A 24,363-nucleotide genomic window follows, 5' to 3' on the forward strand; every position below is an offset into this window, starting at 1 on the left:
ACGCGACGCCGGCTACGTCAGCTCCGCCGTCGCCTCGTCGAGCCACAGCTTGGTGGCGTTGTCGTCGAGATGCGGCCGCACCACCCGCGCGACGCGGGCGTGGTAGTCGTTGAGCCAGGCGAGCTCGCTTTGGCTCAGCATGCTCGCCTCGATCAGGCGGCGATCGATCGGCGCCAAGGTCAGCGTCTCGAAGGCGTTGACCGGTTTCTCGGCGCCGGCAATGTCGGTGCCGATCACGAGTTCGAGGTTCTCGATCCTGATGCCGTAGGCGTCGGTCTTGTAGTAGCCGGGCTCGTTGGACAGGATCATGCCGCGCTTCAGCGGCGTGGTGCCGAGCTTCGAGATCCGCGCCGGCCCTTCATGGACGCTGAGATAGCTGCCGACGCCGTGACCGGTGCCGTGCTCGAAGTCGATCCCGGCCTGCCAGAGATATTGCCGCGCCAGCGTGTCGAGTTGCGCGCCGGTGGTGCCGTCGGGGAACACCGCGCGGGCGATCGCGATATGACCGCGCAGCACGCGGGTGAAGCGGTCGCGCATCTCGTCGGTCGGCTGGCCGATCGCGATGGTGCGGGTGACGTCGGTGGTGCCGTCCTGATATTGCGCGCCGGAATCGATCAGCAGGAGGTCGCCGGGCGCGATGCGACGGTTGCTCTTGCGCGTCACCCGGTAATGCACGATCGCGCCGTTCGGCCCGGTGCCGGCGATGGTGGGGAACGAGACATCCTTCAGCGCGCCGGTCTGGCGGCGGAAGGTCTCCAGCGCCTCGACGGTGTCGATCTCGGTGAGGTGGCCCGAGGGGGCTTCGCGGTCGACCCAGGCGAGGAAGCGCACCAGTGCCACCGCATCACGCTGATGCGCCGTGCGCGTGCCCTCGATCTCGGTGCTGTTCTTGACCGCCTTCAGCAGGCTGACCGGATCGCTGCTGCGCACCGGCTTGCCGCCGGCGCCTGCGATCAGGCGGCTCAGGGCATCCGCGGCCGTCGCGCTGTCGAGCGCGATCGAGGCGCCGCCCTTGGCGAGCTCGGTGAGTTTTGGCGCCAGCGCAGCCGGCTCCTCGACATCGGCCGACTGCTCGAGATGGTCGCGGGTCGAATTGGACAGCTTGCGGTGATCGATGAACAGCAGCGGCCGGCCGTCCTTCGGCACCAGCGCGTAGGACAGCGGCAACGGGGTGTGGGAGACGTCGGCGCCGCGGATGTTGAAGGCCCAGGCCACCGCGTGGCTGTCGGAGAGCACCAGCGCGTCGACACCGAGCTTGTTGATCTCGAGCCGGATGCGCTTCAGCTTCTCGGCCTCGATCTCGCCGGAAAACTGCGCGCCGTGGATCGAAACCGGGCCGAGCGGCGGTGCCGGCCGCTCGTGCCAGATCGCATCGAGGGGGTTGCTGTCGACGGCGACCAGCTCGGCGCCGGCCTTGGCGCAAGCCGCCGCCAGCCGTTCGGCTGCCGCAGAAGTGTGCAGCCAGGGGTCAAATCCTAGGCGGTCGCCGGCCGAAAGATGCCGGGTCAGCCAGTGCTCCGGCGGCGGCTCGACCAGCGGCTCGACCTGCCAGGCCTTGCGGTCGACCTGCTTGCCGGCCTGCAGCGTGTAGCGGCCGTCGACAAACAGGGCCGCTTCCTTGCTCAGCACGATTGCGAGCCCGGCCGATCCGGTGAAGCCGGTCAGCCAGGCCAGCCGTTCCTCGGACGCGGGAACGTATTCATTCTGCTGCTGGTCGGCGCGCGGAACCACAAATCCGGTCAGCTTGCGCCGCGCCAGTTCCTCGCGCAGCGCGCTCAGGCGAGCGGTCAGCGCGACGCCGCCTTCGGGCTCTTCGAATGTCTGGAAATGGGCTTCGAACATCGCCTTCGCACTCTCTTCGGATTCAGCATGGTCCTCGTGCAAACGCACGCAAGGCATGACCACATTTTTGGCATAACTTGTGCTTGAAACATGGCATAGTGGAAATGACCTGACGATGTCCACCGTCGTTGGTCAAGCGTACGGGGAGTGTCCAGGAGTGTCTCAACTCAACGGTGAGGAGATGCACGATGCCTGCATTCACGTTTGAGAAGATCTCGCCGCCGGCCCCCCGCGGTCCGATCGCGCCGGTCGAGCAGAAGCAACGTGGCGTCATCGTCCAGATGCTGGACCGCCTTGCCGAGGCGCGTGCCAGGCGCTCGGCAGGTCACGGCCGCGCAGCCGGTCAGGACAAGGTTGAGACGGCCGGCCGCGATTCCGAGCCGTCGGCGTAGCACGCCTTCAATCGTCGTGACGCTGGCCGAGATACACGCCCCGGTCCCGGTCTTCATACTCCAGAGGATACGATCCGCTGAGCCAGCCACGCTCGCGACTTTCGCTGCGCAGCCGCGGCCGGCTGTCATGACGCCCGATCGCATAACCGCGATAGGGCTCGCCAGCATGGCTGCGGTCGCCGACGAGGCGGATGCCGGTGCCTTCATTGGCGACCGCCGGAGACGCGACGGCGAACATCGCCGCAATGATGAAGGCGCCAACCGTACGTTTCATGCCGATGGTCTCCTCTGCAGGTATCACGGACCAACGCTTGATGATGCCTGCCGTTGCAAGGCTCTGACAAAGGCTCTGATCCGCACCCCTTGACGACTATTCCAGGTCCGACGCCTTGGCCACGGTCACGTTGACGACCCTGGTGCCCTCGAGTTCGCGCACGATCCGCTCATCGGGACCGACGATGCCCAGATCGAATTCGCGCTCTGCTGTCAGGAGCGTCATGCGCTGACCGACGATGACGACGACGGTCATGTCGAGCGCCTCGCCGGAAATAGCCCATTCCCTCAGCTCGCCGCGAAACGGCTCCCTGCGCCAGGCGTCGGGGAAGCCGGGATCACACCTGACCTCGAGACCGTCGTCGGAGGTGGTCAGGACAAGCTTCGATCTGGAGGGCTTCCAGTGCTCCTCCAGGAGTGCGTTGACCAGCCAGACGCAGCTGAACGCGCGACACTCCGCCGGCCGGCTCGGATAGGTCCGGCAGCCGCCTCCCGGCTCGCAATGCGGACACCAGGCGTTGGCGGGCTTTGCCAGCTCCTCGATCGCCATCACCTTGCAGCAGAGCGTGCAGTCGCCGCACTGTCTGCCGGCGGCGGTCATTGCATCTCACCGCACCGAGCGCAGCAGCAGGCTGCTCCAGCCCTCGATCCTCAGATGCCGCAGCGGCACCAGTCCGCGGGCGCGATAGGCGGCGATCACGGCCGGCGCCTGGTGCGTCAGCAGGCCGGAGAGAATGACCTGCGCCGACGAGGCGAGGTGGCGCGCCATCGGCCCAGCCAGCTGCCGCAGCGGATTGGCGAGGATGTTGGCGAGCACGAGGTCGAAGGGACCATCCTCGGCAAAGCGCGGCGCTGCAAATCCGGTGGCACGGATCACGTCCACCAGATGGCCGGCGCCGTTGAGCCGGGCGTTCTCCTCGGCGACCCGGACCGACGGCGGGTCGATGTCGCTCGCCAGCACCTTGCCGTGCAGCGCCCTGGCGGCGGCGATCCCCAGCACGCCGGTCCCGGTGCCGAGATCGAGCACCCGGCGCGGCTGATAGGCCTTCAGCACGTGGTCGAGCAGCAACAGGCAGCCGCGCGTGGTGCCGTGATGGCCGGTGCCGAAGGCGAGCGCCGCCTCGATCTCGATTCCGAGCTTGTTGGGCGGGATCCGGTGCCGGTCATGCTGGCCGTGGACGATGAAGCGGCCGGCTGCGACCGGGACGAGGTCTTCCAGACTGGCCTTGACCCAGTCCTTCGCCTCCACGGTGTCAAATACCAAAGTCGATGCGACATTCTGTCGCATCACCACCTGTCCAACGAGCTCCTGGAGCAGGGCCTGGTCCGGCGCCTCGGCGAAGTGGACGGTGACGTCCCAGCGGGCGTCCGGCCGTTCAAAGGCCGCAAACGCCGCTTGATCCTCGAAAAACATCTCGGAAAGCGCGTCTACCACGCGCTTTGCGGTCTGTTCATCGGGAAGGGTGAGGCTGGCGCGGTGCGTGGACGGGGTCATCGGAGGCCGGTAGCGCGGTTTTTGTTAAAATTTCAACCGGGATTCAATCGAATATCGCGAGAATTGATAGGTTCCCGATTTAGTCAACTTTAGATTTTACCGTAGTAGTACCGGTTCCGGAGCAGGAACTGACTGCTCCAATGGCATCACAACCAAGGGCAGGGCTGCAATGAAGGCTTTTATCGTTAGATTTTTGCGGAATGAGTCCGGCGCAACCGCCATCGAGTACGGACTGATTGCGACCGGCATCGCGATTGCAATCATCGCTGCGGTGAATGGCGTCGGCACATCGTTGAGCGGAACGTTCAGCACGATTGCCGGCTCTTTGAAGTAATTTTCGCAGACGGCGTTCTCGAGCAGGCACCGGGCAACGACGCCCGGTGTTTTCTTTTCAACCGGTTGTCCACAGCGTCCCGCGCAGCTTGTCGACAAGATATCGGCCGTGTTGTCCCCTGACTTGTCAGCCGCTGTTGCACAGGCAATTGACAGGGATGCTCACCGGCTTTCGCACCAGCGGACACCCGGTCTGACCACAGCCGACCCACAGTTCCTCAACAGACCTGTCCACAGCTTGTCGCGCATCGGCGCGCCGGCAGCGCTATGCGAACAGCGCGCGATGGTCGGCGAGGATGGCCCGCGCGGCGTTGTGGCCGGGTGCGCCGGTGACGCCGCCGCCGGGATGGGCGCCGGAACCGCAATGGTAGAGACCGCGGAGCGGCCCGCGGTAGTCGGCATGGCCGAGCATCGGCCGCGCCGAGAACAGCTGGTTCAGCGTCAGCGCGCCGTGAAAGATGTCGCCGCCGAGCAGGCCGAATTGTCGCTCGAGATCGAGTGGCGACAGGATCTGGCGGCCGACCACGCTGCTTGCAAAGCCGGGGGCGTAGCGGTTGACGGTCGCAATCATCAAATCGGCGACCTCCTCGCGATGGTCGTCCCAGGATTTGCCGCCGGGCAGTTGCGGCGCGACGTGCTGGCAGAACAGGCTCGCAACATGCCGGCCCGGCGGGCTTAGGCTGTCGTCGAGCGTCGAGGGGATCAGCACCTCGACAACCGGCGCGCGGCTCCAGCCGAATTCACGCGCGTCGCGCCAGGCGCGGTCCATATAGCCGAGGCTTGGCGCGATGATGATGCCGGCGGTGAGGTGATCGCCGGGGCCGGGCAGCGCGCTGAACGAGGGCAGGGCATCGAGCGCCACGTTCATCCTGAACGTGCCGGAGCCGTTCTGCCATCGCGAGATGCGCGCGAGGAATTCGCGCGCCAGTGCGCCTGCCGGCACCAGGCGTGTGTACAGCAGCTTCGGATTGACGTTCGAGACGACGTATCTGGCGCGGATGGTCGTGCCATTGTCGAGGACGATGCCGGCGGCGCGATCCTTCTCGACGATCACCTCGCGAACCGGTGCATCGGTCTCGATCTCGACGCCATGGCTGCGTGCCGCGCTGGCCATCGCCTGGGTGATCGCGCCCATGCCGCCGATCGCATGGCCCCAGACACCCTTCTTGCCGTTCACCTCGCCAAAGGCATGATGCAGCATCACATAGGCCGAGCCCGCCGCGTAGGGACTGGCATAATTGCCGACGATGGCATCGAAGCCGAACAGCGCCTTGACGAGGTCGTTCTCGAAGCGCTCGTCGAGCATGTCGCCGGCCGAGCGCGTGAACAGGTCGAGCAGATCGCGCTGCTGTTCCAGCGACAGCCGCCGCAGGATGTTGGCGGTGCCGAGCGCGTTGAAGGCCTCGCTGATGGCGCCGATGCCGAAACCCTCGACGAGGTTCGGCGGCGCGCGCAGCACGAATTGGCGCAGCACGTCGGCGATGGCCTCGAGTTCCCCTGAGAACACGCCGATCGTGTCCGCGTCGCGTTGGCTGAGCTTCGCGACCGATTGCTGGGTGCGGCCTTCGCCGGTCAAGAGGTAGCTGCCGTCGGACGCGGGCAGGAAATTCTGGGCGCGCCGTTCCACGATCCTGAGGCCGTGATCGGCAAGCTTCAGGTCAGAAATGATTTGCGGGTTGAGCAGGCTCACCGTGTAGGCGGCGACCGAATTGCGGAAGCCTGGACAGAACTCCTCGGTGACCGCAGCGCCGCCGACCACCTTGCGGCGTTCCACGACCTTCACGCGCAGCCCCGCCATCGCAAGATAGGCCGCGCAGGTGAGGCCGTTGTGCCCCGCACCGATGATGACGACGTCTGTTTCGTTCATGTCCGCTTCAAGATGCAGTGATTAGAGCATGATCCGGAAAAGTGGAAACCGGCTTTCCCTGGCGACAAAGGTGAAGCCTTTGCGCCGAGATCATGCTCAAACAGGATTAACGTGCTGTGCCGCCGCGGCGCCGTGTCGTCAAGTCCGCGTGACCGCGGTTTCTTGTCCGTGATACTGCCGTATGATCGATTCCAATCCTCCGGTGCGGTGCCGCCGGACCGTCCGCCTCCGGCGCCCGCCGGGTCCATGCCGGAGCTTTCATGACATCTGAGCCGTCCGCCTCGCGAAACCGGCTGGTGCTGGTTGTCTACACCGCCGCGATCTTCGTCAGCGCCCTGTTGCTGTTCTCGGTGCAGCCGCTGTTCACCAAGATGGTGCTGCCGCGGCTCGGTGGCTCGCCGGCGGTGTGGTCGGTGGCGATGGTGTTCTTCCAGTCGCTGCTGCTCGGCGGCTACGCCTATGCGCATCTGTTGATGAAGCTGAACAGCCGTGTCGTGCCAGTCGCGGTGCATCTGGTGCTGCTGGTCGTCGCGCTCGCGACCTTGCCGCTGTCGATCCGGAGCGGCTGGGGCGAGCCGCCGACCTCGGGCTATGCGATCTGGCTGCTCGGCCTGTTCGTGGTCTCGATCGGCCTGCCGTTCTTCGCGCTCGCCGCCAACAATCCGCTGCTGCAGGCCTGGTTCGTGCGCACCGGCCACCCCAACGGCCCCGATCCGTATTTCCTCTACGCATCCTCGAACATCGGCAGCTTCCTCGCGCTGTTGTCCTATCCGGTGCTACTCGAGCCGATGTTCACGTTGCGCACCCAGAACCTGATCTGGACCAGCGGCTATGGTCTCCTGATCGTCCTGATCGCAGGCTGCGGCGTGCTGCTGTTGCGATCGCCGGCGGACGCCGGCGCACGCAACATGCAGGTCGACGATGCCGATGCGCCGGCGCCGTCATGGTCGCTGCGGGCGCGCTGGATTTTCCTCGCCGCGGTGCCGTCCGGCCTCTTGATCGCGGTGACGGCGCATATCTCGACCGACGTTGCGGCCGCGCCGCTGCTGTGGGTGCTGCCGCTGTCGCTGTATCTGTTGACCTGGGTGCTGGTGTTCCAGTCGCGGCCGCTGCTGCCGCACAAATGGATGCTGCTGTTGCAGCCGCTGGCGATCGCCGGCGTCGTGATCCTGCTTGCGGTCGGCGGCGAGCAGAACCTGCTGCTCACGCTCGGCGGCCATCAGCTCTGCTTCTTCATCATCGCGATGGCCTGCCATGGCGAACTCGCACGCACCCGCCCGGCCGCGAAATATCTCACCGGCTTCTACGTCGCGCTGTCGTTCGGCGGCATGATCGGCGGCCTGTTCGCGGGGCTTATTGCGCCGTTCACCTTCTCATGGGTCGCCGAATATCCGATCCTGCTGGCGCTCGCGGCGCTGTGCCGTCCGCCCGGCGGCGCCGAGCGGCTGCCGCGCTGGAGCGCCTGGTACTGGCCGTTCCTCGCGGTGCTGGCGGTTGGGCTGATCGCGCCGAGCTATTCGGCCGGCGACATCTTCAACTGGCTCGACGACCACCGAGTGTGGGTGATCGGCGCAGTCGGCGTGCTCTCGGCGCTGCTCGCGCTCGCACTGAATGCCAATCGCTGGAAGATCTTCGCCACCGTCGCCGTCGCGCTGGTGGTGCTGCGCGCCTATCCGTCCGACGACGGCCGCGTCGAAACCGTGCGCAGCTTCTTCGGCGTGCACAAGATCGTGGTGACGCCGAACGGGCAGTATCACGTGCTGATGCACGGCACCACGATCCACGGCGCCGAGAAGTTCAAGAACGACGACGGCACGCCGGTCACCGGCAGACCGGAGCCGATCAGCTACTACCACAAGGATGGCGGCATCGGGCAGGCGATCACGGCGATCCGCGAGCGCAAGGGCGCGCCGCTGAAAGTCGCGGTCATCGGCCTCGGTTCGGGAACGCTGACCTGCGCGTCGCAGCCGGGCGAGGACTGGCGCTTCTTTGAGATCGACCAGTCGATGGTCGATACCGCACGCGACCCGAAATACTTCACCTACATCCAGAACTGCGAGCCGAACCTGAAGCCGGTGATCGGCGACGCGCGGCTGACCTTCGCCAGGGAGCCGGACGGCGTCTACGATCTCATCATCGTCGACGCCTATTCGTCGGACGCGATCCCGATCCATCTTGCGACCGAAGAGGCGATGGCGATCTACAAGCAGAAGCTGGCGCCACAGGGCGCGGTCGTGATGCACGTCTCCAACCGTCATCTCGAACTCGCCAGCGTCGTGGTCGGCATTGCCGACGCCAACGACATGAAGAGCTGGGTCTACAGCGAGGATTCCGGGCGCGACAACGAGTACATCTTCTCGACCTCGGTCGTGGTCTCCGCGCGCGAGGACGCCGACGTCGGCAAGCTCGCATCATCAGACGTCTGGACCGAGACCGATGCCAACGAGAAGCAGCGGGTCTGGACCGACGATTATTCGAACGTGTTGGGCGCGGTGTACCGGCGCCTGCGCGACGGCGAGCAGTAGCCTCGATCGGTCTTGCTCTAGCGATCCGCTCCCAGCAGCCTTGCGATCTGGGGCTTGACGATTGCGGCGAACAGTCCGGGATCGTCGAAAGCGCGCGCAGAGAGCATGGCGCCATGGACCGACGCCATTAGCATCTGCGCCTCCTCGTCCGGCCGCTTGCCCAGTCGGAACAGGTGCTGTTCCGCGCCGGCCTGCAGCACCGATGTCAGCCATCCCGCGAGATGTTGGAAATGGCCGCGGACGCGCGAGGCGACTTCGTCCGGCAACGCCGGCATCTCGCCGGCAAGCATCGCGCAGACGCAGAACGGCAGCGAGGCGTCTTGAATGCACCCCTGCCAGAAGTTCACATAGGACTGCAATTGGTCGGCGGGGTCGGCGGACTGCTCCCGTAGAGACCTCAGGCCCAGTTCCGTCTCCCGCCGGTAGCGATCGACCAGCGCCGAAGCCAGCTCGGCCTTGGTCGGGAAGTGGTGATGGATGCTCGCCTTCCTGATGCCGATCGCTTCCGCGATGTCGGCATAGCTGAAGCCGTTATAGCCGCCGGCCACGATGAGGGACTGCGCGACGTCGAGGATGCGGTCCGAGGTCGAAATCATTGGGTTCATAGCGGCGCCTACCTTCCGGTAGGTAAGTTGTCAAGCCGGTGCCGCGCGCCTGTTCGACACAAGAAGGTGTCCCGTCGCCCGATTGACCCGACATGTTTATCTACCTACTAGTAGATAGATAAACATAGGAGGTACTCAATGCAAAGCCGACTTTCGGCCCAATCCAGCTGGCTGCAATCCTACTATTTCGGGCGCGCGATCTTCTCGATCGCCTGGGTTGCCGCCGCCGTTCTCTTCAGCGGGCAAGCGGGCCCTGCCGCGTTGCTGCTCGTGATCTACCCGGCATGGGACGCGATCGCCAACCTTGCTGACGCGCGGGTCAATGGCGGGCTGATCGCCAACCCGTCCCAGGCATTGAATGTCGCGGTCAGCGCCATTACGGCGATCGCCGTGATCGTGGCTGCCGGCCACAACACCTATGCCGTTCTGGCGGTGTTCGGGGTTTGGGCGATCCTCGCCGGCGTGCTGCAATTGTCCACTGGCATCAGGCGCTGGCGCCACGTCGGCGCGCAATGGGCGATGGTCCTGAGTGGTGCACAGTCGGCACTGGCCGGCGGCTACATGATCAGCCGATCGGTCGGCACCGCAGCGCCGACGATTCTGGACGTCGCGCCCTATGCGGGATTCGGCGCGTTCTATTTCCTGCTTTCGGCGATCTGGCTGGTTGCCAGGGCCCATCGCAGCGCACGTGCGTAGGCGCTGCCCGGCAGCATCGGAGCGCGCGTCGACGTCAACGCGATCGCTATTTCTGCTCCGGTGCTGTCGCTGTCGCCGTCGTCGCGGATGCGGGTGTCGAGGCGGCGAGCAGCGGCATCGTCGGCGTGGTCGTGCCGGCGTCCTCGTCGAGGAATTGTTCGACGCCGGCCTGGATCGACGACTTGGCGCTGTCGGGGCCGCGATCGCTGAGGTCGTTGTGATGGAATTCGGTTCGCACCACCTTGATACCGAGCCGCGCACAGGTCTCGTCGTCGGGCACGACGCCCGGGTCGGCCTTGAACACCGGATCGCGGGAGCGGAACGAGAGAATCTTGATCTTGCCGTCGGTGATGAAGGGGACGCGCAGATTGTCCAGGGTCACGACCTTCTTGACCAGGTCGGGATGCTGCTTGGCAAAGAACATCGAGATGTCGCCGCCGTTGGAATGGCCGATCAACGTCAGCGCGCGATAGTTGGCGTTCGGATAGCGCTTCTTGAGCTCGTCGATCGCATACATGATGTTGAAGACGCCGCGATTGTATTGCATGCGGCGGCCGACATATTCCTCGCCGACCATGGTTACCATCGGCGCATCGGTGTCGAGATCGTGCTGGATGCTGACCACGAGGTAGCCGCGTGACGCGAACAAATTGGTGAGGAACGAGTACTCGGTGTTCTTGACGGTGTTGCCGTGGCTCAGGATCGCGACCGGCAGCTCGATCATCTCGGCCATCGCCTGCATTTGCCGGTCGCGCCGGACCGCCACCTCGACCGTGACGTCGCGGTCGTTGCGCAGCACGTCGTGGAACGTCAACGTCGTGTGGCTGATCGCCCATCTGTCCGTCGTGAAATAGCCGGCCATCGCCACGATGCACAGGCAAAGGACAATGATGCCCCGTTTCATGTCGACCTCTGATACTGCGTCCGTGACCCGCGCTTCTCGCCCTGACGTCATCGGGCATTCCGCGTGAATCGGCCTCCAGGGGCCGAGCGGGGCACTTTTGCCGCCGAATATCGGGCTAATTTTACAATCAGATGACGGCGCGACGACGGGCCACGGCGCACGCCGGCGCGGGCCTTTTTCGATGGTCACAAGCCGGTGAGGGGGGCGTGAACCGACGGCGCGCGGCCTGCGGAGCCGTCAGTGGATCAGGTCAGCGCTCTCGATTTTTGACACGTTTTCTTCACGCGAACCGGCACCCATCCCGCATCACGTGCGGGACAGGCTCGCGCTCGAAAACGCTCTAGTCCTGATAGCTGTTGCCGTAGAAGTTGCGCTGCTGCTGGTAGTACGGCCGCGGCTGGTAGGCGCCTTGCGGCGCCACCGCGTAGCCCTGATTGCCGTAGTATTGTTGCTGGCCGTAGGCCTGCGCGTCGTAGACCCGGCGGCTCGACGGCGGCGCCGGGTAGCGTTGCGCGGTCGAGCTGCCGTCGGCCGGATAGATGTAGCCGTCATCGGGGCGGGGCTGCGCTGCCGGATATTCGCGCGGCTGCGGTGTCAGGACCACCGGGTCGCCGGCGGCGGCGGTGCCGTACTGCTCGTCCTGCTGCGGTGCGCGGCGCGCAACGGCGGTGCCGTTGCGTCCACGCGGAGTGCGCGCCAGCGCGACCTGCGCCGAGCCGGTCAGCGTCACCGTGGTGTTGAGCACGCCTTCCTTCTGGACCAGGGCGTAGAGCGTCGACGCGTTGTCGCGCGACAGCCGCACGCAGCCATGCGAGGCCGGCGTGCCGAGGCGGTTCACCGAGTCGGTGCCGTGAATCGCGTGCCCGATCTTGGTGAAGAAGATCGAGTGCGGCATCGGCGCGTCGTCGAATTCCTTGGAGTAGTGATCCTCCTCCATGCGGAACGCACGGAAGGTGCCGTTCGGCGTTTCGCGCGACGGGATGCCGCTCGAGACTGGCCAGTGATAGCGCGCGACGCCGTCAACCGCGACGGTCATCTGCTGGTTGTCCTTGTCGATGGTGATGTCGACCTTGGCCTGCGCGGCGCTGGCGGTGAAAAGCATCACGGACGTGAACGCAATGAGGAACGAACGCATTTTGTTACCCTTGGCCTCCAGGCCTGATCGCAAAGCCGTGGCTCTCCGTCCCCGGCAACCAATATGCCCGGAATCCGAACTTGGTTCCAGTGGCGGACCTCGCGCATCGTTAATCCCGCACGAGGCGCAAACAAGGCCGAAGCCGGGCCGGCCTGTCACGCTGGACTGACATTTTCGCGAGCAGGCGGCGGCGACAGCCCCACGGCCACGCAACCATTTGGCCGCATGGGCGTTTCACAATCCCGCCCAGCGGCGCATTCGCGCCGCGCATCAAGGAATCCAGATGAACAACACCAAGGTTAAGACCGCGGCCGTCGCTCCCGCCGGCCTCTCCGCGCGGCTCCTGCTTGCGGCCGCAGCCCTCGCTTTGGCGCTGGTGACAGTCCCCCATGCCGGCCATGCCCAGGGCATCGTCCGCGGCGCGCATGAAGGCGCCTATGAGGGCAACCGGGCCGCCGGTCCGATAGGCGGCGTGGTCGGCGGCGCCGTCGGCGCCGGTGTCGGCGGCGCCATGGGTGCGGTCAAGGGCGTGTTCGGTATCCCGGATCGCGGCTACCGCCGTGGCCACCGCTGCCGCGGCTATTATCGCCACGGCCATTTCCATTGCTATTGAGGCAGCGCGTAGCCCGGATGGAGCGCAGCGAAATCCGGGGGCCGGTCTCGCCAGATTGCGAGACTGTCCCGGATTACACTGCGCCTCATCCGGGCTCCGAGACCTCCTGAAGCTTGGTCAGTTCTTCAGCCGGTAGCCGGTCCTGAAGATCCAGGCCACGATCACCATGCAGGCGATCAGGAAGCCCGCGGTCATGCCGAGGCTGAGCCCGACGCTGACATCGGCGATCTCGTAGAAGCTCCAGCGGAAGCCGGAGATCAGGTAGACCACCGGGTTGAACAGCGTGAGTGTGCGCCAGCCCGACGGCAGCATGTTCACCGAATAGAAGCTGCCGCCGAGGAAGGTCAGCGGCGTCACCACCAGCATCGGGATCATCTGCAGCTTCTCGAAGCCGTCGGCCCAGATGCCGATGATGAAGCCGAACAGGCTGAAGGTGACGGCGGTCAGCACCAGGAAGGTCAGCATCCAGACCGGATGCTGGATATGCAACGGCACAAAGAGCCCGGCGGTCGCCAGGATGATCAGGCCGAGGATGATCGACTTGGTGGCGGCCGCGCCGACATAACCGATCACGATCTCGAAATAGGAGATCGGTGCCGACAGGATCTCGTAGATCGTGCCGGCGAATTTCGGGAAGTAGATGCCGAACGACGCATTCGAGATACTCTGGGTCAAGACCGACAGCATCACGAGCCCCGGCACGATGAAAGTACCGTAGCTGACGCCCTCGACCTCGGTGATGCGCGAGCCGATCGCAGCGCCGAACACCACGAAATACAGCGAGGTCGACACCACCGGCGAGACGATGCTCTGCAGCAGCGTGCGCCAGGTGCGCGCCATTTCGAACAGGTAGATGGCCTGGATTGCGCGGTAGTTCATGGCGCCCTCACGATGCTGACGAAGATGTCTTCGAGGGAGCTCTGTTTGGTATCGAGATCGGAGATCCGGATGCCTGCATTGCGGAGATCGTTGAGCAGGCTGGTGATCCCGGTGCGGTCGCCCTTGGTGTCGTAATCGTAGGTCACTGCGTGGCCGTCGTCGGACAGTTCGAGATTGTAGGCGGCAAGCGCCGGCGGAATGGCATCGAGCTTGTGCTGCAATTGCAGCGTCAGCTGCTTCTTGCCGAGCTTCTGCATCAAGGTCGCCTTGTCCTCGATCAGGATGATCTCGCCCTTGTTGATGACGCCGATGCGGTCGGCCATCTCCTCGGCTTCCTCGATGTAGTGCGTGGTCAGGATGATGGTGACGCCGGACGCCTGCAGCGTGCGGACCACTTCCCACATGCCCTTGCGCAGTTCGACGTCGACGCCGGCGGTGGGTTCGTCGAGGAACAGGATCTGCGGCTCGTGCGACAACGCCTTGGCGATCATCACGCGGCGCTTCATGCCGCCGGACAGCGTGATGATCTTGTTGTCCTTCTTGTCCCACAGCGACAGGTCCCTCAGCACCTTTTCGATATGGGCGGGGTTCTTCGGCTTGCCGAACAGGCCGCGGCTGAAGCTGACCGTCGCCCAGACCGATTCGAAGGCGTCGGTGTGCAGTTCCTGCGGAACCAGCCCGATCATCGACCGCGCCGCGCGATAGTCCCTGATGATGTCGCGTCCGCCGATAGAGATGCGGCCCTCGCTCGGATTGGCGATGCCGCAAATGATGCTGATCAGCGTGGTCTTGCCGGCGCCGTTCGGCCCGAGCAGCGCGAAGATCTCGCCGCGATTGATGTCGAGATTGATGCCCTTCAGCGCCTTGAAGCCGGAGCCATAGGTCTTTGAAAGATTGGATACGGAAATGATCGGCGACATGGAGGATCGGAAGCGTGAGGGAGGGGGCGCGCGCGGATTGAGGCCCGGGCTGGCGCATGATGCGGGTTCAGCCCAGATAGGCACGCATATTCCGTTCTGCAATCACCTGTCCGGGCAGAAAATTCGTTCTGCAGTGTGGCGGAAGAGCCGCTCTAGTGCCTCTTCGCCGGTTTCGCCGGCTTCTTGGCGGCCGCCGCCGGGGCGGGGTGCGCGGGCGGCGCGGCTTCGGCGAGCTTGCCGACCAGCATGATCTGCACCTGGTTGTTGACGGGCGCATTGGGTTTGGCTGGGTCGAGCAATTGCTCTTCGCCGAGCCCGACCGACTGCAGGCGCTTCGGCGTGATCTTGAAGGTGTTGACCAGGATGTCGCGGATCGCGTCGGCGCGCCGCTGGCTCAGCAGCACGTTGTTCTCGCGCCGTCCGGTCGATTCGATGTGACCGACGATCAGGAAGGTGTAGGGCAGCAGCGAGGACTGCGTCAGCGCATCGGCGATGCGCCCGACGGTCTGGTAGGAGTCCGGCAGCACGATCGGCGTGTCGACGTCGAACTGGATATCGGCATTGAACGTCGGCAGCTTGGTCAGGTCGGGAGCGATCGGCGGACGCTTCGAGGGCGGCGGCTCGTTCTTCGAGCGCGACTTCGATCGTTCGGCCGCCTGCTGGCGCAGCGCCGGGACATCGATCTCGGCGTCCGTCTCATAATGATTCAGCTTGGCGATGATGTCGTCGCGCGTGATGGCGGTCTGCGCGTGCACCGATGGCATCGCCAGCAAGACCAGCGTGCCGAGCAGGCCCAAAAGTCCAATGTCGCGCAAGCCGCGCACCGACCGGCGCATCATTGATACCCCGCGTCGTTGATCGCCTGGGTGCAATTGCGGCTGAGGCCCTTGGCGCTGACCAGGCAGGGGACCGATTTGCTGGTCTCCTTGGTCGAGCCGCCGCAGACCTTGACGATTTCGCGGGTGCATGCGTTCGCGACGGTAACGCGCGCCGCGATCCGCTTCTGGATCGCATCGAGGGTGGAGAAGTAGCTCTCCTTGCACTGCGGCGATATCACGTCGCGGTTGCGGGACAGGCATTCCTTGAGGCGGTTGGAGTCGAGATTGACGCCGCGGCAGTTCGCGGTGATGTCGGCGCCGCAGGCCTTGGCGAGCTGCGCCGTCGAATCGCCAAAGCTCATCGTCTCCGCGACCGCCAGCGACGGCGCAGTGAGCGCGACAACGAAAAGGAAAAACCCACCCCGGACCATGGGGCCATCTCAACCCATGAATTCAACTGGGGTCAAGGGCTACGAACAGGGAAGGCCGCCAGGGACGGCCACTATGTCACGCCCGTTGCACAAAGCTGTCGACCACCTTCTTCTCGCCGGCCTTTTCGAAGGCGATGGTCAGCTTGTTGCCGTCGATCTTCACCACGTGGCCGTAGCCGAATTTCTGGTGAAACACCCGGTCGTCCAGCGAAAATTCCGACGTGGTGCCGGTGGATTTGGCCACCAGCTCGCCCTCGATGACCATCGGGCCGCGCTTGGTGCGATTGAAGCTTTCAGAGGAGGCATCGCTTCGCGAGCCTGTAAACGAGGACTGCCGCTCCTCGAAGCCGCCGCTGCGTCCCCCGCCGCCGCGATTGCGGTTGGCCTGGGCGCGCTGCCAGCCCGGGGTCGAATAGCTCGAGCCGAATGATTCGAGGTTGTCGAAGCGCGAGGCGCCATAGCCGCCGCTGCCGCCCCAGCCGGATCCGCCCTTGGATTCGGTGATCTCGACATTGTGCGCCGGCAGCTCGTCGAGGAAGCGCGACGGGATCGTGGTCGACCAGGTGCCATGAATGCGGCGGTTGGTCGCGAAATAGATCTTGGCGCGGCGGCGCGCGCGGGTCAGTCCGACATGGGCGAGACGGCGCTCCTCCTCGAGCCCGGCGCGGCCCTGTTCGTCCAGCGTGCGCTGGCTCGGGAACAGGCCCTCCTCCCAGCCCGGCAGGAACACGTTGTCGAATTCGAGGCCCTTGGCCGAGTGCAGCGTCATCAGCGACACCGCCTCGTCGCCGGCCTCGCCGTCGCGGTCCATCACCAGCGAGATATGTTCGAGAAACCCTTGCAGGTTCTCGAATTCCTCCATCGAGCGCACCAGCTCCTTGAGGTTGTCCAGCCGGCCCGCGGCGTCGGCCGAGCGGTCCTTCTGCCACATCTCGGTGTAGCCGCTCTCGTCGAGTACGATCTCGGCGAGCTCGGTGTGCGAGGTGACCTCGCGCTGGGCGCGCCAGCGGTCGAACTGCATCACGAGGTCGCGCAGGGAGCCGCGCGCCTTCGGCTTCAGCTCGTCGGTCTCGACCACGGCGCGCGCCGCCTCGAACAGCGGAATCCGGCGCTTGCGGGCGTGGTCGTGCAGCAACTGCACGGTGGCGTCGCCGAGGCCGCGCTTGGGCACGTTGACGATGCGCTCGAAGGCGAGATCGTCGGCCGGCGAATTGATGGTGCGCAAATACGCCAGCGCATCGCGGATTTCGGCGCGCTCATAGAATCGGGGACCGCCGATCACCCGGTAGGGGAGGCCGAGCGTGACGAAACGGTCTTCGAACTCGCGCATCTGGAACGAGGCGCGGACCAGGATCGCGACGTTGTTGAGGTTTTCACCGGCGCGTTGCAGCTCCTCGAGCTCCTCGCCGATCGCACGGGCTTCCTCTTCCGAATCCCAGGAGCCGGTGACGGTGACCTTCTCGCCGTCGACATCCTCGGTGCGCAGCGTCTTGCCGAGCCGGCCTTCATTGTGCGCGATCAGATGCGAGGCTGCGGCCAGGATGTGGCCGGTGGAGCGGTAGTTGCGCTCGAGCCGGATCACCTTGGCGCCGGGGAAGTCGTGGTCGAAGCGCAGGATGTTGTCGACCTCGGCGCCGCGCCAGCCATAGATCGACTGGTCGTCGTCGCCGACGCAGCAGATGTTCTTCGGCGGCGCCAGAGCAGATGACGCCGCGGGCTGCGCCGCCGGTTGCCCGGCCGAGGCGTCTTCCTTGTCGAGCGGTCCAGGAATCACCGCCGAGAGCGGCAGGCCCGGCCGTGACGGCGCCTGCGACAGCAGCCGCAGCCACAAATACTGCGCGACATTGGTGTCCTGATATTCGTCGACCAGGATGAACTTGAAGCGGTTTTGGTACTGCCGCAGCACATCAGGGTTTTCGCGGAACAGCCTGATGTTCTCGAGCAGGAGGTCGCCGAAATCGGCCGCGTTCAGGATCTTCAGCCGTTCCTGATAGGTCGCGTAGATCTTGCCGCCCTTGCCGTTGCCGAACGAGGCGGCCTCGCCCGCCGGCACCTGCGACGGCGACAGCCCGCGGTTCTTCCAGCTGTCGATCAGGCCGGCCAGCATCCGCGCCGGCCAGCGCTTGTCGTCGATGTTCTCGGCCTGCAGCAGCTGCTTCAACAGCCGTACCTGGTCGTCGACGTCGAGCACCGTGAAGTTGGATTTGAGCTGCACCAGCTCGGCATGGATACGCAGGATGCGGCCGCCGATCGAGTGGAAGGTGCCGAGCCACGGCATGCCCTCGACCGCCTGGCCCAGCATCTGGCCGAGCCGCAGCTTCATCTCGCGCGCCGCCTTGTTGGTGAAGGTCACCGACAGGATCTCGTGCGGCCGCGCGCGGCCCTGGCTCAGGATATGCGCGATGCGCGTGGTCAGCACGCGCGTCTTGCCGGTGCCGGCACCGGCCAGCACCAGCACGGGGCCGTCGAGCGTCTCGACCGCCTCGCGCTGTTCCGGATTGAGGCCGTTGAGATATTGCGGAACGCCTGCCGCGGCCCGCGCACGCGCGGCGATGCCGCCAGCCACCGGCTGGTGCTCGGGAACGCCGTCATGGGGCAATTTGCTCGGTTCGGTCATACGCGAATCGTCTCGGCCCCACGATGGCACCGCGGGACGGTGAAGGGGAGCCTTCTTAACAGGGATTGAGGGGCATATAGGGCCTGATCGGCCGTTTTGACAGGTTTTATAACGGCCGACAGGAACGGTTTTGGCGGCAGTGACAAGCAGCCCGGTTCCTGAAATCGGCGAAAATTTCGCGGTTTCGTACGCAGGAACCAGCGTTTCCCCGCGCGATTGTTTCAACAAATGCGGCGCGGGGTCAACGCCGGCGCGAGGATACGAAGCGGAGATTGGATCATGCTGAGCTGGGTCGTCACATTCCTGGTCATCGCCCTGATCGCGGGCATTTTGGGCTTTGGCGGCATCGCCGGCGCCTCGATCGAAATCGCCAAGGCGATCTTCTTCATCGCCGTTATCCTGTTCCTGGTGACGGCGGTGCTCGGATTGGTGCGCGGCCGCACAAGGGTCTAGGCGAGAATAGTCACTTCGAGGGCATCGCCACGTTGCGGCCGATGCCCTCGGGACGCGGCACATCCGCATAGCTCTCCACGATCGCTTGCGCGCGGGCTTGGATATCGGGCGGGAACGGCGCCACCTTGCGCGCCTCCATGTCGATGTGCAGCGTGAGGTTTTCCGAGGTCGCCGACAGCCAGCCTTCGGTGCCGTGGCGCAGCTCCTCGAACGTGTGCAGCCGCTTTTCGTCGGCGCCGAGCAGGAACACCGAGACCTGCACGGGATCGCCGAGACGAATCTCCCTGAGATAACGGACGTGGCACTCGGCGGTGAAGGTCGAGCAGTGCCGCGCCTTCATGTAGGCCGGCCCGATGCCGAGCTGCAGCCACATCTCGTCGATGGCGCGGTCGAACATCACGTTGTAATAGGCCATGTTGAGATGGCCGTTGTAATCGATCCATTGCGGCTCGATCTGCATCACGGACGACTTGAACGGGGCTGATGGAAGCGGCATCTCGCTGGCGGTCACTGAAGTCGTCTCCCATCCCGGTCTGTTGGCGTCTGAGCATGAACTTTTTTCAAGTCAGGCTCTCTTGACCCCTTATACAAGCTTTGCCACGGTCGGCTAAAGCCGGGAGGAAATTTGACGTGGCGACAACGATTTCGAGCAATGTGACGCGACCTGAGCCGCAAGCCCTGAAGCGCGCGATCGACGCGCTGGCGGCGCGGTTCGGCAACCGGCTCGTCACATCGCAGGCAGTGCGCGAACAGCACGCCCATACCACCACCTGGTTGCCGACCCAGCCGCCGGATGCGGTGGTGATGGCGCAGGAAACCGCCGACATCCAGGACGTGGTGCGAATCTGCGCAGCCAACCGCGTGCCCGTCATCGCGTTCGGCACCGGAACCTCGCTCGAAGGCCAGGTCAACGCGCCCGCCGGCGGCGTCTGCATCGATCTGCGCGACATGAACAAGGTGCTCGCGGTGCATGCCGAGGACCTCGACTGCGTGATCCAGCCCGGCGTGACGCGCAAGGCGCTGAACGAGCATCTGCGCGACCAGGGCCTGTTCTTCCCGATCGACCCCGGCGCCGACGCCTCGCTCGGCGGCATGACCTCGACCCGCGCCTCCGGCACCAACGCGGTGCGCTACGGCACCATGCGCGAGAACGTGCTGGCCCTGAAGGTGGTGCGCGGCGACGGCGAGATCATCACCACCGGCACGCGCGCCAAGAAGTCGTCGGCCGGCTACGACCTGACGCATCTGTTCGTCGGCGCCGAGGGTACGCTCGGCATCATCTCCGAGCTGACCATCCGCCTGCGCGGCATTCCCGACACCATCGCGGCCGCGGCCTGTTCGTTCGAAACGGTAGGTGGCGCCTGTCAGGCCACCATCCTTGCGATCCAGACCGGCATCCCGGTGGCGCGGATCGAGCTGCTGAACGCCGAGCAGGTCAAGGCTTGCAACAACTATTCGAAACTGTCGTTGCCGGAGACGCCGCTGCTGCTCTTGGAATTCCACGGCAGCGAGGTCGAGGTCGCCGAGCAGTCGAAGAATTTCCGCGACATCGCCGCCGAATGCGGCGGTGGCGACTTCACCTGGACCACCAAGCCCGAGGACCGCACCAGGCTGTGGCAGGCGCGGCACGACGCCTATTGGTCGGTCAAGGCGCTGCGCCCCGGCGACAGCATCGGCGTCGTCGCGACCGATGTCTGCGTGCCGATCTCGCGGCTCGCCGACTGCGTCACCGAGACTGAGGACGATCTGAAGCGGCTCAATCTGCTGTCGCCGATCGTCGGCCATGTCGGCGACGGCAATTTCCACTGCTCGCTGGTCTGCGACATCAACGACAAGGGCGAGATGGCGCGCGGCGAGGAGTTCATGCATCGCCTGGTCGAACGTGCACAGGCGATGGGCGGCACCTGCACCGGCGAGCACGGCATCGGCCAGGGCAAGCAGAAATATTTGAAGGCCGAACTCGGCCCGGAGGCGCTCGACGCAATGCGGGCGCTGAAGCTCGCCCTCGATCCGCAGAACATTTTCAATCCCGGAAAGATCGTTCCCGCCAGCTGAGGCGTCTCACGCAGCGGAGGATTCATCAGCGCCCGCGGCACCTTTTTGCCCGCTGTGTGTGACGCACTGTGATCACGGCCGCTCGCTCCGGGCGCGCGTCGTGCGATGCGGCCGGTTTGGTGTGACCTCCGCGCCATAGTTCGCCGCTTGCTCGGCGTCGCGCAGACTCCGCCATTCACAGGTTGCACCAGGGACAGCTATGCTTGCCGTGCTTCGAGGTACGGCGATGTGGTTGTTCAACAAGGCCAAGCGCAAGGACATCTGGGACGATCCGGTCGCACAGCCGCTCGGCGATATCGAGGCTGCGCATAGAATCCGTGCGATCTGCCGCGATGCGGCCGGCTGCGCCGAGGCGATCGGCTCACCCGGCAAGCGCTCGCCGACGCAGCAGCAGGTCGAGCGCGATCGCTACGAGCGCGCCGCCAAGGCCGCGATGGAGACCGCGATGAAGATCTCCGACGAGCTGGTGCGCGATTCCGCGGTGCGCGAGATCGTCGGTCTCTGCATGAAGGCCAACAACATCAAGACCGGTCGGGCGCTGTTCCGTGCCATCCACGCAGGCTCGATCAAGGCGGAGGTGCTGAAGGAGCATCCGACGCTGGAAGAGGGGGCTTGAACGGGATGGGCTGGATTTCGTAGCCCGGATGAAGCGAAGCGAAATCCGGGACGATCCTTCAATGCGCGAGGAATCCCGGATTGCGCTTCGCTTCATCCGGGCTAGGGACCTAATCTATGCCTGCCCGCCGAGCGTACGCACCGCTTCATCGACGCTGTGGAAGACGTGGTCCCGCTGCAGCACCTCGTAGAGATCGAAGCGCTCGAATGCGTTCTGCGCGCGCTCGGATTCGAGCCGCGCCACCGCCACCGTCACGCCGTCTTCGCGGCACTCGCGAAACAAATCGCGCAGCGCCTGCGCCGCCGTGAAGTCGATCTCGATCATGCCGCTGGCCTCGATCACCAGCAGCTTCGGCTTGGGTGTCGCGTGGCCGATGGTCTTGAGCACGCCGCCGTGAAAACCTTCGGCGTTGAGGAACGACAACGGCGCCTGCAGGCCGACCACGGCAATGCCGGGCTTGCGCTCGCCGGTGACGTGCGGACCCGCCGGCCACCAGATCGTGGTGCCGGGCACGTGGACGAATTCCACCAGCTGGCCGCGCGTCGTGGTCCAGATGCCGTGCAGCAGCGACAGCGCGATGCCGACGGCGACGCCTTGCTCGATCGGCAGCACGATGATCGCGGCCGCCGTCGCCACCACCAGCAGGAATTCGTAGAACGACTGGCGGTAGATCGCGACGATCTGCTTGACGCGGATGATGCGCAGCGCCACGAACAGCAGGACGCCGCCGAGCGCGGCGTCCGGCACGTGCTGCAGCAGCGTCGCGCCGAAGGCGAGCAGCGCGAGCACGATGGCGGCGGCGAACAGGCCGGCGAGCTGGGTACGGCCGCCGGTCTCCGACACGATGCCGGTGCGCGGCGGACTGGCATTGACCGGGAAGGCGCCGAACAGGCCGGCGAGCAGGCTGCCGGCGCCGGCGCCGAGAAAGTCGCGATCGACGTCGGCCGGCTTGTCCGGATCGGAGAGGAACGAACGCGTCGTTGCCGCGGTCTGCACCATGACCACGATGGCGATCAGGATCGCCAGCGACAGCAATTTGATCCATCGCTCCGGCGCGATGTCCGGAAGCGACGGCTTCGGCAGCGACCCCGGCACGATGCCGACCACCTTGACGCCCTTGCTTTCGAGATGGCCTGCGATCACGGCGATGGTGGCGACGACCAGACCGATCAGCGCGCCCGGAATACGTGCGCTGACCTTTTCCGATCCGGCAACCAGCGCCAGCACGCCGAGGCCGATCGCCAGCGTGTAGGCATTGGTCTGGCCGATCTTTTCGGTGAGCACGCCGAGCTTGTAGAGCGTCGGCCCGTCCGGCGTGGACAGGCCGAGCACTCCGGGCAGCTGCGAGACCAGGATGTGGACGGAAATGCCGGCGAGGAAGCCGACCGTCACCGGCGTCGACAGCAGATTGGCGATCCAGCCGAGCTTGAACAGGCCGCCGGCGATCATGATCGCGCCGACCATCAGCGCCAGCGCCATCGCCAGCGACTGATAGTCGGGTGTACCTGCGGTCGCCATCAGCGCCAGGCCGGCCGCGAAGATCGGTGTAATCGTGGAGTCGGCGCCGCAGGACAGGAAGCGGTTGGCGCCGAACATCGCAAAGCCGAGCGAACCGGCCATGAAGGCGAAGAAGCCGATCTGCGGCGAGAAGCCGCCGAGCCGGGCGGTCGCCATCTGCTCGGGGATTGCGATCGCGGCGAGCGTCAGTCCGGCGATCAGATCACCCGGCAGGTCGCTCGGCTTGAACGCCCTGAGCGAGCGGAAGATCGGCCAGTTGGCGCGTGTCGGATGAACGTCGGCCATCGGTCTCCCACGTGGACTGCGGCGATTCTCAGATAGTCTGACATCGCGCCGGCAAAATCCAGTGGAGTTGGGCTCTGTGCAGCCGCGAGGGTCAGCGGCTAGTGCGGACGCACTTGTGTAATTGCCTTGCGGATCACCGCCAGCGGCGCGCCGTCGTCGAATTCGACGCCGTCGCCTTGCAGCGTGACGCCGAGATCGCGCCACAGTGCGGCGAGGTCGGGCGTTACCGCCTTCGACCCCCATTCGCTGTGCAGCCGCTCCAGCACATCGACGCCCACCGCCTTGTCGGCGGTCGCGAGCACCCGCCCGATCGGCCACTCCTTTTCATGGTTGCCGCCGGCGGCGAGCACGCCGCGCATGGCATCCTGCAGCCCGAATTTGTTGCCGGTGCGCTTGCGGATCTCGACATCCGCGAACAGGCAGAACATCGCGCCGCCCCAGTATTTGCGGCCCCAGGTGTCGGTATTATCGAGGCCCTCGTCACCGTTCTGCGGCAGGCCCTTGGGCATGTCGCGCAGCATCGCCTGCCAAACTTCCTGTGCGGTGAGGTCGCCGGCCTGCACGCGTGCGACCGGCTCGACATAGACCGCGAGCCCTTCCGACAGCCAGGCGTAGCGGTCGTCGAGGTCGGGCAGGGCAGTGTGTACCATTTCGTGGACGATCACCCAGTCGCGCTTGAGATCGTCGGCGCCGGCGTCGCGGCCGATCGGCAACCGGATGGCGGCGCCGCGGTAACCCCACGTGGTGCCGCCGCGCACGCGTGCGCCGTCGACCGGGACCAGCAGTAGCCGCAGCGAGCTGACGGGAAACCGGCCGTAGTAGATCGAGACCGCCCGGGCGGACGCCTTGATCCAGTCGAATATCGTGTCCTTGGGCAATGTCATGTCGCCGGGGGCGAAGGCGACATGGATGGTGCCGCCGGGAACGTCGAGATCGGTCTTGGGCAATTTGTCGAAGGCGTCGTAGGGCATGCCATTGCCGCGCATGAACTCGGACTGCGCCTCGACATGACAGGACGCGATGCCGAGGATGATGGCCGCGATGAGCATCGCCGCGGCAATCACGCGATATGTCGAGATGCCTTTCATCAC

The 24,363-nt window shown here is 65.4% G+C and carries 24 protein-coding genes; 8 read left to right on the top strand and 16 right to left on the bottom strand.

The window, feature by feature from the left end:
* Nucleotides 1-12: 12 nt before the first annotated feature.
* Nucleotides 13-1,842, bottom strand: a complete 1,830-nt coding sequence (locus BRSPCE3_RS29150) for an aminopeptidase P family protein (RefSeq protein WP_244069781.1) — start codon at nucleotides 1,840-1,842, stop codon at nucleotides 13-15.
* A gap of 188 nt (nucleotides 1,843-2,030) precedes the next feature.
* Between BRSPCE3_RS29150 and BRSPCE3_RS29155 the strand changes: the two genes are divergently transcribed.
* Nucleotides 2,031-2,234: a hypothetical protein gene (locus BRSPCE3_RS29155; protein WP_244069782.1), complete on the top strand. Its 204-nt coding sequence runs from the start codon at nucleotides 2,031-2,033 to the stop codon at nucleotides 2,232-2,234.
* A gap of 7 nt (nucleotides 2,235-2,241) precedes the next feature.
* On the opposite strand, the gene BRSPCE3_RS29160 is transcribed toward BRSPCE3_RS29155, so the two are convergent.
* The 3 genes from BRSPCE3_RS29160 to BRSPCE3_RS29170 all read right to left on the bottom strand — a co-directional run bounded on the left by BRSPCE3_RS29160 (nucleotide 2,242) and on the right by BRSPCE3_RS29170 (nucleotide 4,002).
* Nucleotides 2,242-2,508 (bottom strand): hypothetical protein, encoded by a 267-nt coding sequence (locus tag BRSPCE3_RS29160; RefSeq protein WP_244069783.1) that lies wholly within the window; start codon nucleotides 2,506-2,508, stop codon nucleotides 2,242-2,244.
* A 96-nt stretch (nucleotides 2,509-2,604) separates the two neighbouring features.
* Entirely contained in the window at nucleotides 2,605-3,108 is a 504-nt protein-coding gene (locus tag BRSPCE3_RS29165; RefSeq protein ID WP_244069784.1) for a hypothetical protein, read from the bottom strand.
* 6 nt (nucleotides 3,109-3,114) lie between these two features.
* Nucleotides 3,115-4,002 (bottom strand): 50S ribosomal protein L11 methyltransferase, encoded by an 888-nt coding sequence (locus tag BRSPCE3_RS29170; protein ID WP_244069785.1) that lies wholly within the window; start codon nucleotides 4,000-4,002, stop codon nucleotides 3,115-3,117.
* A gap of 169 nt (nucleotides 4,003-4,171) precedes the next feature.
* On the opposite strand from BRSPCE3_RS29170, the gene BRSPCE3_RS29175 reads away from it, so the two are divergent.
* Nucleotides 4,172-4,336: a Flp family type IVb pilin gene (locus tag BRSPCE3_RS29175; RefSeq protein WP_244069786.1), complete on the top strand. Its 165-nt coding sequence runs from the start codon at nucleotides 4,172-4,174 to the stop codon at nucleotides 4,334-4,336.
* 264 nt (nucleotides 4,337-4,600) lie between these two features.
* Here the strand turns inward: BRSPCE3_RS29175 and BRSPCE3_RS29180 are convergent, their stop codons facing one another.
* A complete protein-coding gene (locus BRSPCE3_RS29180; RefSeq protein ID WP_244069787.1) occupies nucleotides 4,601-6,202 on the bottom strand; it encodes an NAD(P)/FAD-dependent oxidoreductase in 1,602 nt (533 codons plus the stop codon).
* Between the two features lie 260 nt (nucleotides 6,203-6,462).
* Between BRSPCE3_RS29180 and BRSPCE3_RS29185 the strand changes: the two genes are divergently transcribed.
* A complete protein-coding gene (locus BRSPCE3_RS29185) occupies nucleotides 6,463-8,727 on the top strand; it encodes a spermidine synthase (protein ID WP_244069788.1) in 2,265 nt (754 codons plus the stop codon).
* Nucleotides 8,728-8,744: 17 nt separating this feature from the next.
* Here the strand turns inward: BRSPCE3_RS29185 and BRSPCE3_RS29190 are convergent, their stop codons facing one another.
* A complete protein-coding gene (locus tag BRSPCE3_RS29190; protein WP_244069789.1) occupies nucleotides 8,745-9,332 on the bottom strand; it encodes a TetR/AcrR family transcriptional regulator in 588 nt (195 codons plus the stop codon).
* Between the two features lie 138 nt (nucleotides 9,333-9,470).
* On the opposite strand from BRSPCE3_RS29190, the gene BRSPCE3_RS29195 reads away from it, so the two are divergent.
* A complete protein-coding gene (locus BRSPCE3_RS29195) occupies nucleotides 9,471-10,028 on the top strand; it encodes a DUF308 domain-containing protein (protein WP_244069790.1) in 558 nt (185 codons plus the stop codon).
* A gap of 46 nt (nucleotides 10,029-10,074) precedes the next feature.
* On the opposite strand, the gene BRSPCE3_RS29200 is transcribed toward BRSPCE3_RS29195, so the two are convergent.
* On the bottom strand, nucleotides 10,075-10,932 hold the full coding sequence (locus tag BRSPCE3_RS29200) for an alpha/beta hydrolase (protein ID WP_244069791.1): 858 nt from the start codon (nucleotides 10,930-10,932) through the stop codon (nucleotides 10,075-10,077).
* Between the two features lie 340 nt (nucleotides 10,933-11,272).
* Nucleotides 11,273-12,067: a L,D-transpeptidase gene (locus BRSPCE3_RS29205; RefSeq protein WP_244069792.1), complete on the bottom strand. Its 795-nt coding sequence runs from the start codon at nucleotides 12,065-12,067 to the stop codon at nucleotides 11,273-11,275.
* Nucleotides 12,068-12,350: 283 nt separating this feature from the next.
* Between BRSPCE3_RS29205 and BRSPCE3_RS29210 the strand changes: the two genes are divergently transcribed.
* On the top strand, nucleotides 12,351-12,680 hold the full coding sequence (locus BRSPCE3_RS29210) for a hypothetical protein (RefSeq protein WP_244069793.1): 330 nt from the start codon (nucleotides 12,351-12,353) through the stop codon (nucleotides 12,678-12,680).
* A gap of 117 nt (nucleotides 12,681-12,797) precedes the next feature.
* On the opposite strand, the gene BRSPCE3_RS29215 is transcribed toward BRSPCE3_RS29210, so the two are convergent.
* The 5 genes from BRSPCE3_RS29215 to BRSPCE3_RS29235 all read right to left on the bottom strand — a co-directional run bounded on the left by BRSPCE3_RS29215 (nucleotide 12,798) and on the right by BRSPCE3_RS29235 (nucleotide 18,345).
* Nucleotides 12,798-13,559, bottom strand: coding sequence for an ABC transporter permease (locus BRSPCE3_RS29215; protein ID WP_244069794.1), 762 nt, complete (start codon nucleotides 13,557-13,559; stop codon nucleotides 12,798-12,800).
* Nucleotides 13,556-14,479, bottom strand: a complete 924-nt coding sequence (locus BRSPCE3_RS29220; protein ID WP_244069795.1) for an ABC transporter ATP-binding protein — start codon at nucleotides 14,477-14,479, stop codon at nucleotides 13,556-13,558. Before BRSPCE3_RS29220 ends, BRSPCE3_RS29215 begins: the two co-directional genes overlap by 4 nt.
* A gap of 152 nt (nucleotides 14,480-14,631) precedes the next feature.
* Complete coding sequence (locus BRSPCE3_RS29225; RefSeq protein ID WP_244069796.1) at nucleotides 14,632-15,318, bottom strand: OmpA family protein; 687 nt, start codon at nucleotides 15,316-15,318, stop codon at nucleotides 14,632-14,634.
* The gene (locus BRSPCE3_RS29230; RefSeq protein WP_309296340.1) at nucleotides 15,315-15,728 is read right to left on the bottom strand and encodes a hypothetical protein; all 414 of its coding nucleotides are present in this window, start codon (nucleotides 15,726-15,728) and stop codon (nucleotides 15,315-15,317) included. Before BRSPCE3_RS29230 ends, BRSPCE3_RS29225 begins: the two co-directional genes overlap by 4 nt.
* Before the next feature lie 76 nt (nucleotides 15,729-15,804).
* The gene (locus BRSPCE3_RS29235) at nucleotides 15,805-18,345 is read right to left on the bottom strand and encodes an ATP-dependent helicase (RefSeq protein ID WP_244069798.1); all 2,541 of its coding nucleotides are present in this window, start codon (nucleotides 18,343-18,345) and stop codon (nucleotides 15,805-15,807) included.
* Nucleotides 18,346-18,624: 279 nt separating this feature from the next.
* Here BRSPCE3_RS29235 and BRSPCE3_RS29240 point away from each other — a divergent pair, with 279 nt between their 5' ends.
* Nucleotides 18,625-18,798, top strand: coding sequence for a DUF1328 domain-containing protein (locus tag BRSPCE3_RS29240; protein WP_074128779.1), 174 nt, complete (start codon nucleotides 18,625-18,627; stop codon nucleotides 18,796-18,798).
* A gap of 10 nt (nucleotides 18,799-18,808) precedes the next feature.
* On the opposite strand, the gene BRSPCE3_RS29245 is transcribed toward BRSPCE3_RS29240, so the two are convergent.
* Entirely contained in the window at nucleotides 18,809-19,294 is a 486-nt protein-coding gene (locus BRSPCE3_RS29245) for a thioesterase family protein (RefSeq protein WP_244069856.1), read from the bottom strand.
* A 134-nt stretch (nucleotides 19,295-19,428) separates the two neighbouring features.
* Here BRSPCE3_RS29245 and BRSPCE3_RS29250 point away from each other — a divergent pair, with 134 nt between their 5' ends.
* Nucleotides 19,429-20,853, top strand: a complete 1,425-nt coding sequence (locus tag BRSPCE3_RS29250) for an FAD-binding oxidoreductase (RefSeq protein WP_244069799.1) — start codon at nucleotides 19,429-19,431, stop codon at nucleotides 20,851-20,853.
* A 226-nt stretch (nucleotides 20,854-21,079) separates the two neighbouring features.
* Nucleotides 21,080-21,469 (top strand): hypothetical protein, encoded by a 390-nt coding sequence (locus BRSPCE3_RS29255; protein WP_244069800.1) that lies wholly within the window; start codon nucleotides 21,080-21,082, stop codon nucleotides 21,467-21,469.
* 114 nt (nucleotides 21,470-21,583) lie between these two features.
* Here the strand turns inward: BRSPCE3_RS29255 and BRSPCE3_RS29260 are convergent, their stop codons facing one another.
* Nucleotides 21,584-23,272 (bottom strand): SulP family inorganic anion transporter, encoded by a 1,689-nt coding sequence (locus tag BRSPCE3_RS29260; protein WP_244069801.1) that lies wholly within the window; start codon nucleotides 23,270-23,272, stop codon nucleotides 21,584-21,586.
* A 98-nt stretch (nucleotides 23,273-23,370) separates the two neighbouring features.
* Complete coding sequence (locus BRSPCE3_RS29265) at nucleotides 23,371-24,360, bottom strand: hypothetical protein (RefSeq protein WP_244069802.1); 990 nt, start codon at nucleotides 24,358-24,360, stop codon at nucleotides 23,371-23,373.
* Between the last annotated feature and the right edge of the window lie 3 nt (nucleotides 24,361-24,363).

This window comes from Bradyrhizobium sp. Ce-3 (assembly GCF_022835695.1).
Taxonomy (GTDB): Bacteria; Pseudomonadota; Alphaproteobacteria; order Rhizobiales; family Xanthobacteraceae; genus Bradyrhizobium.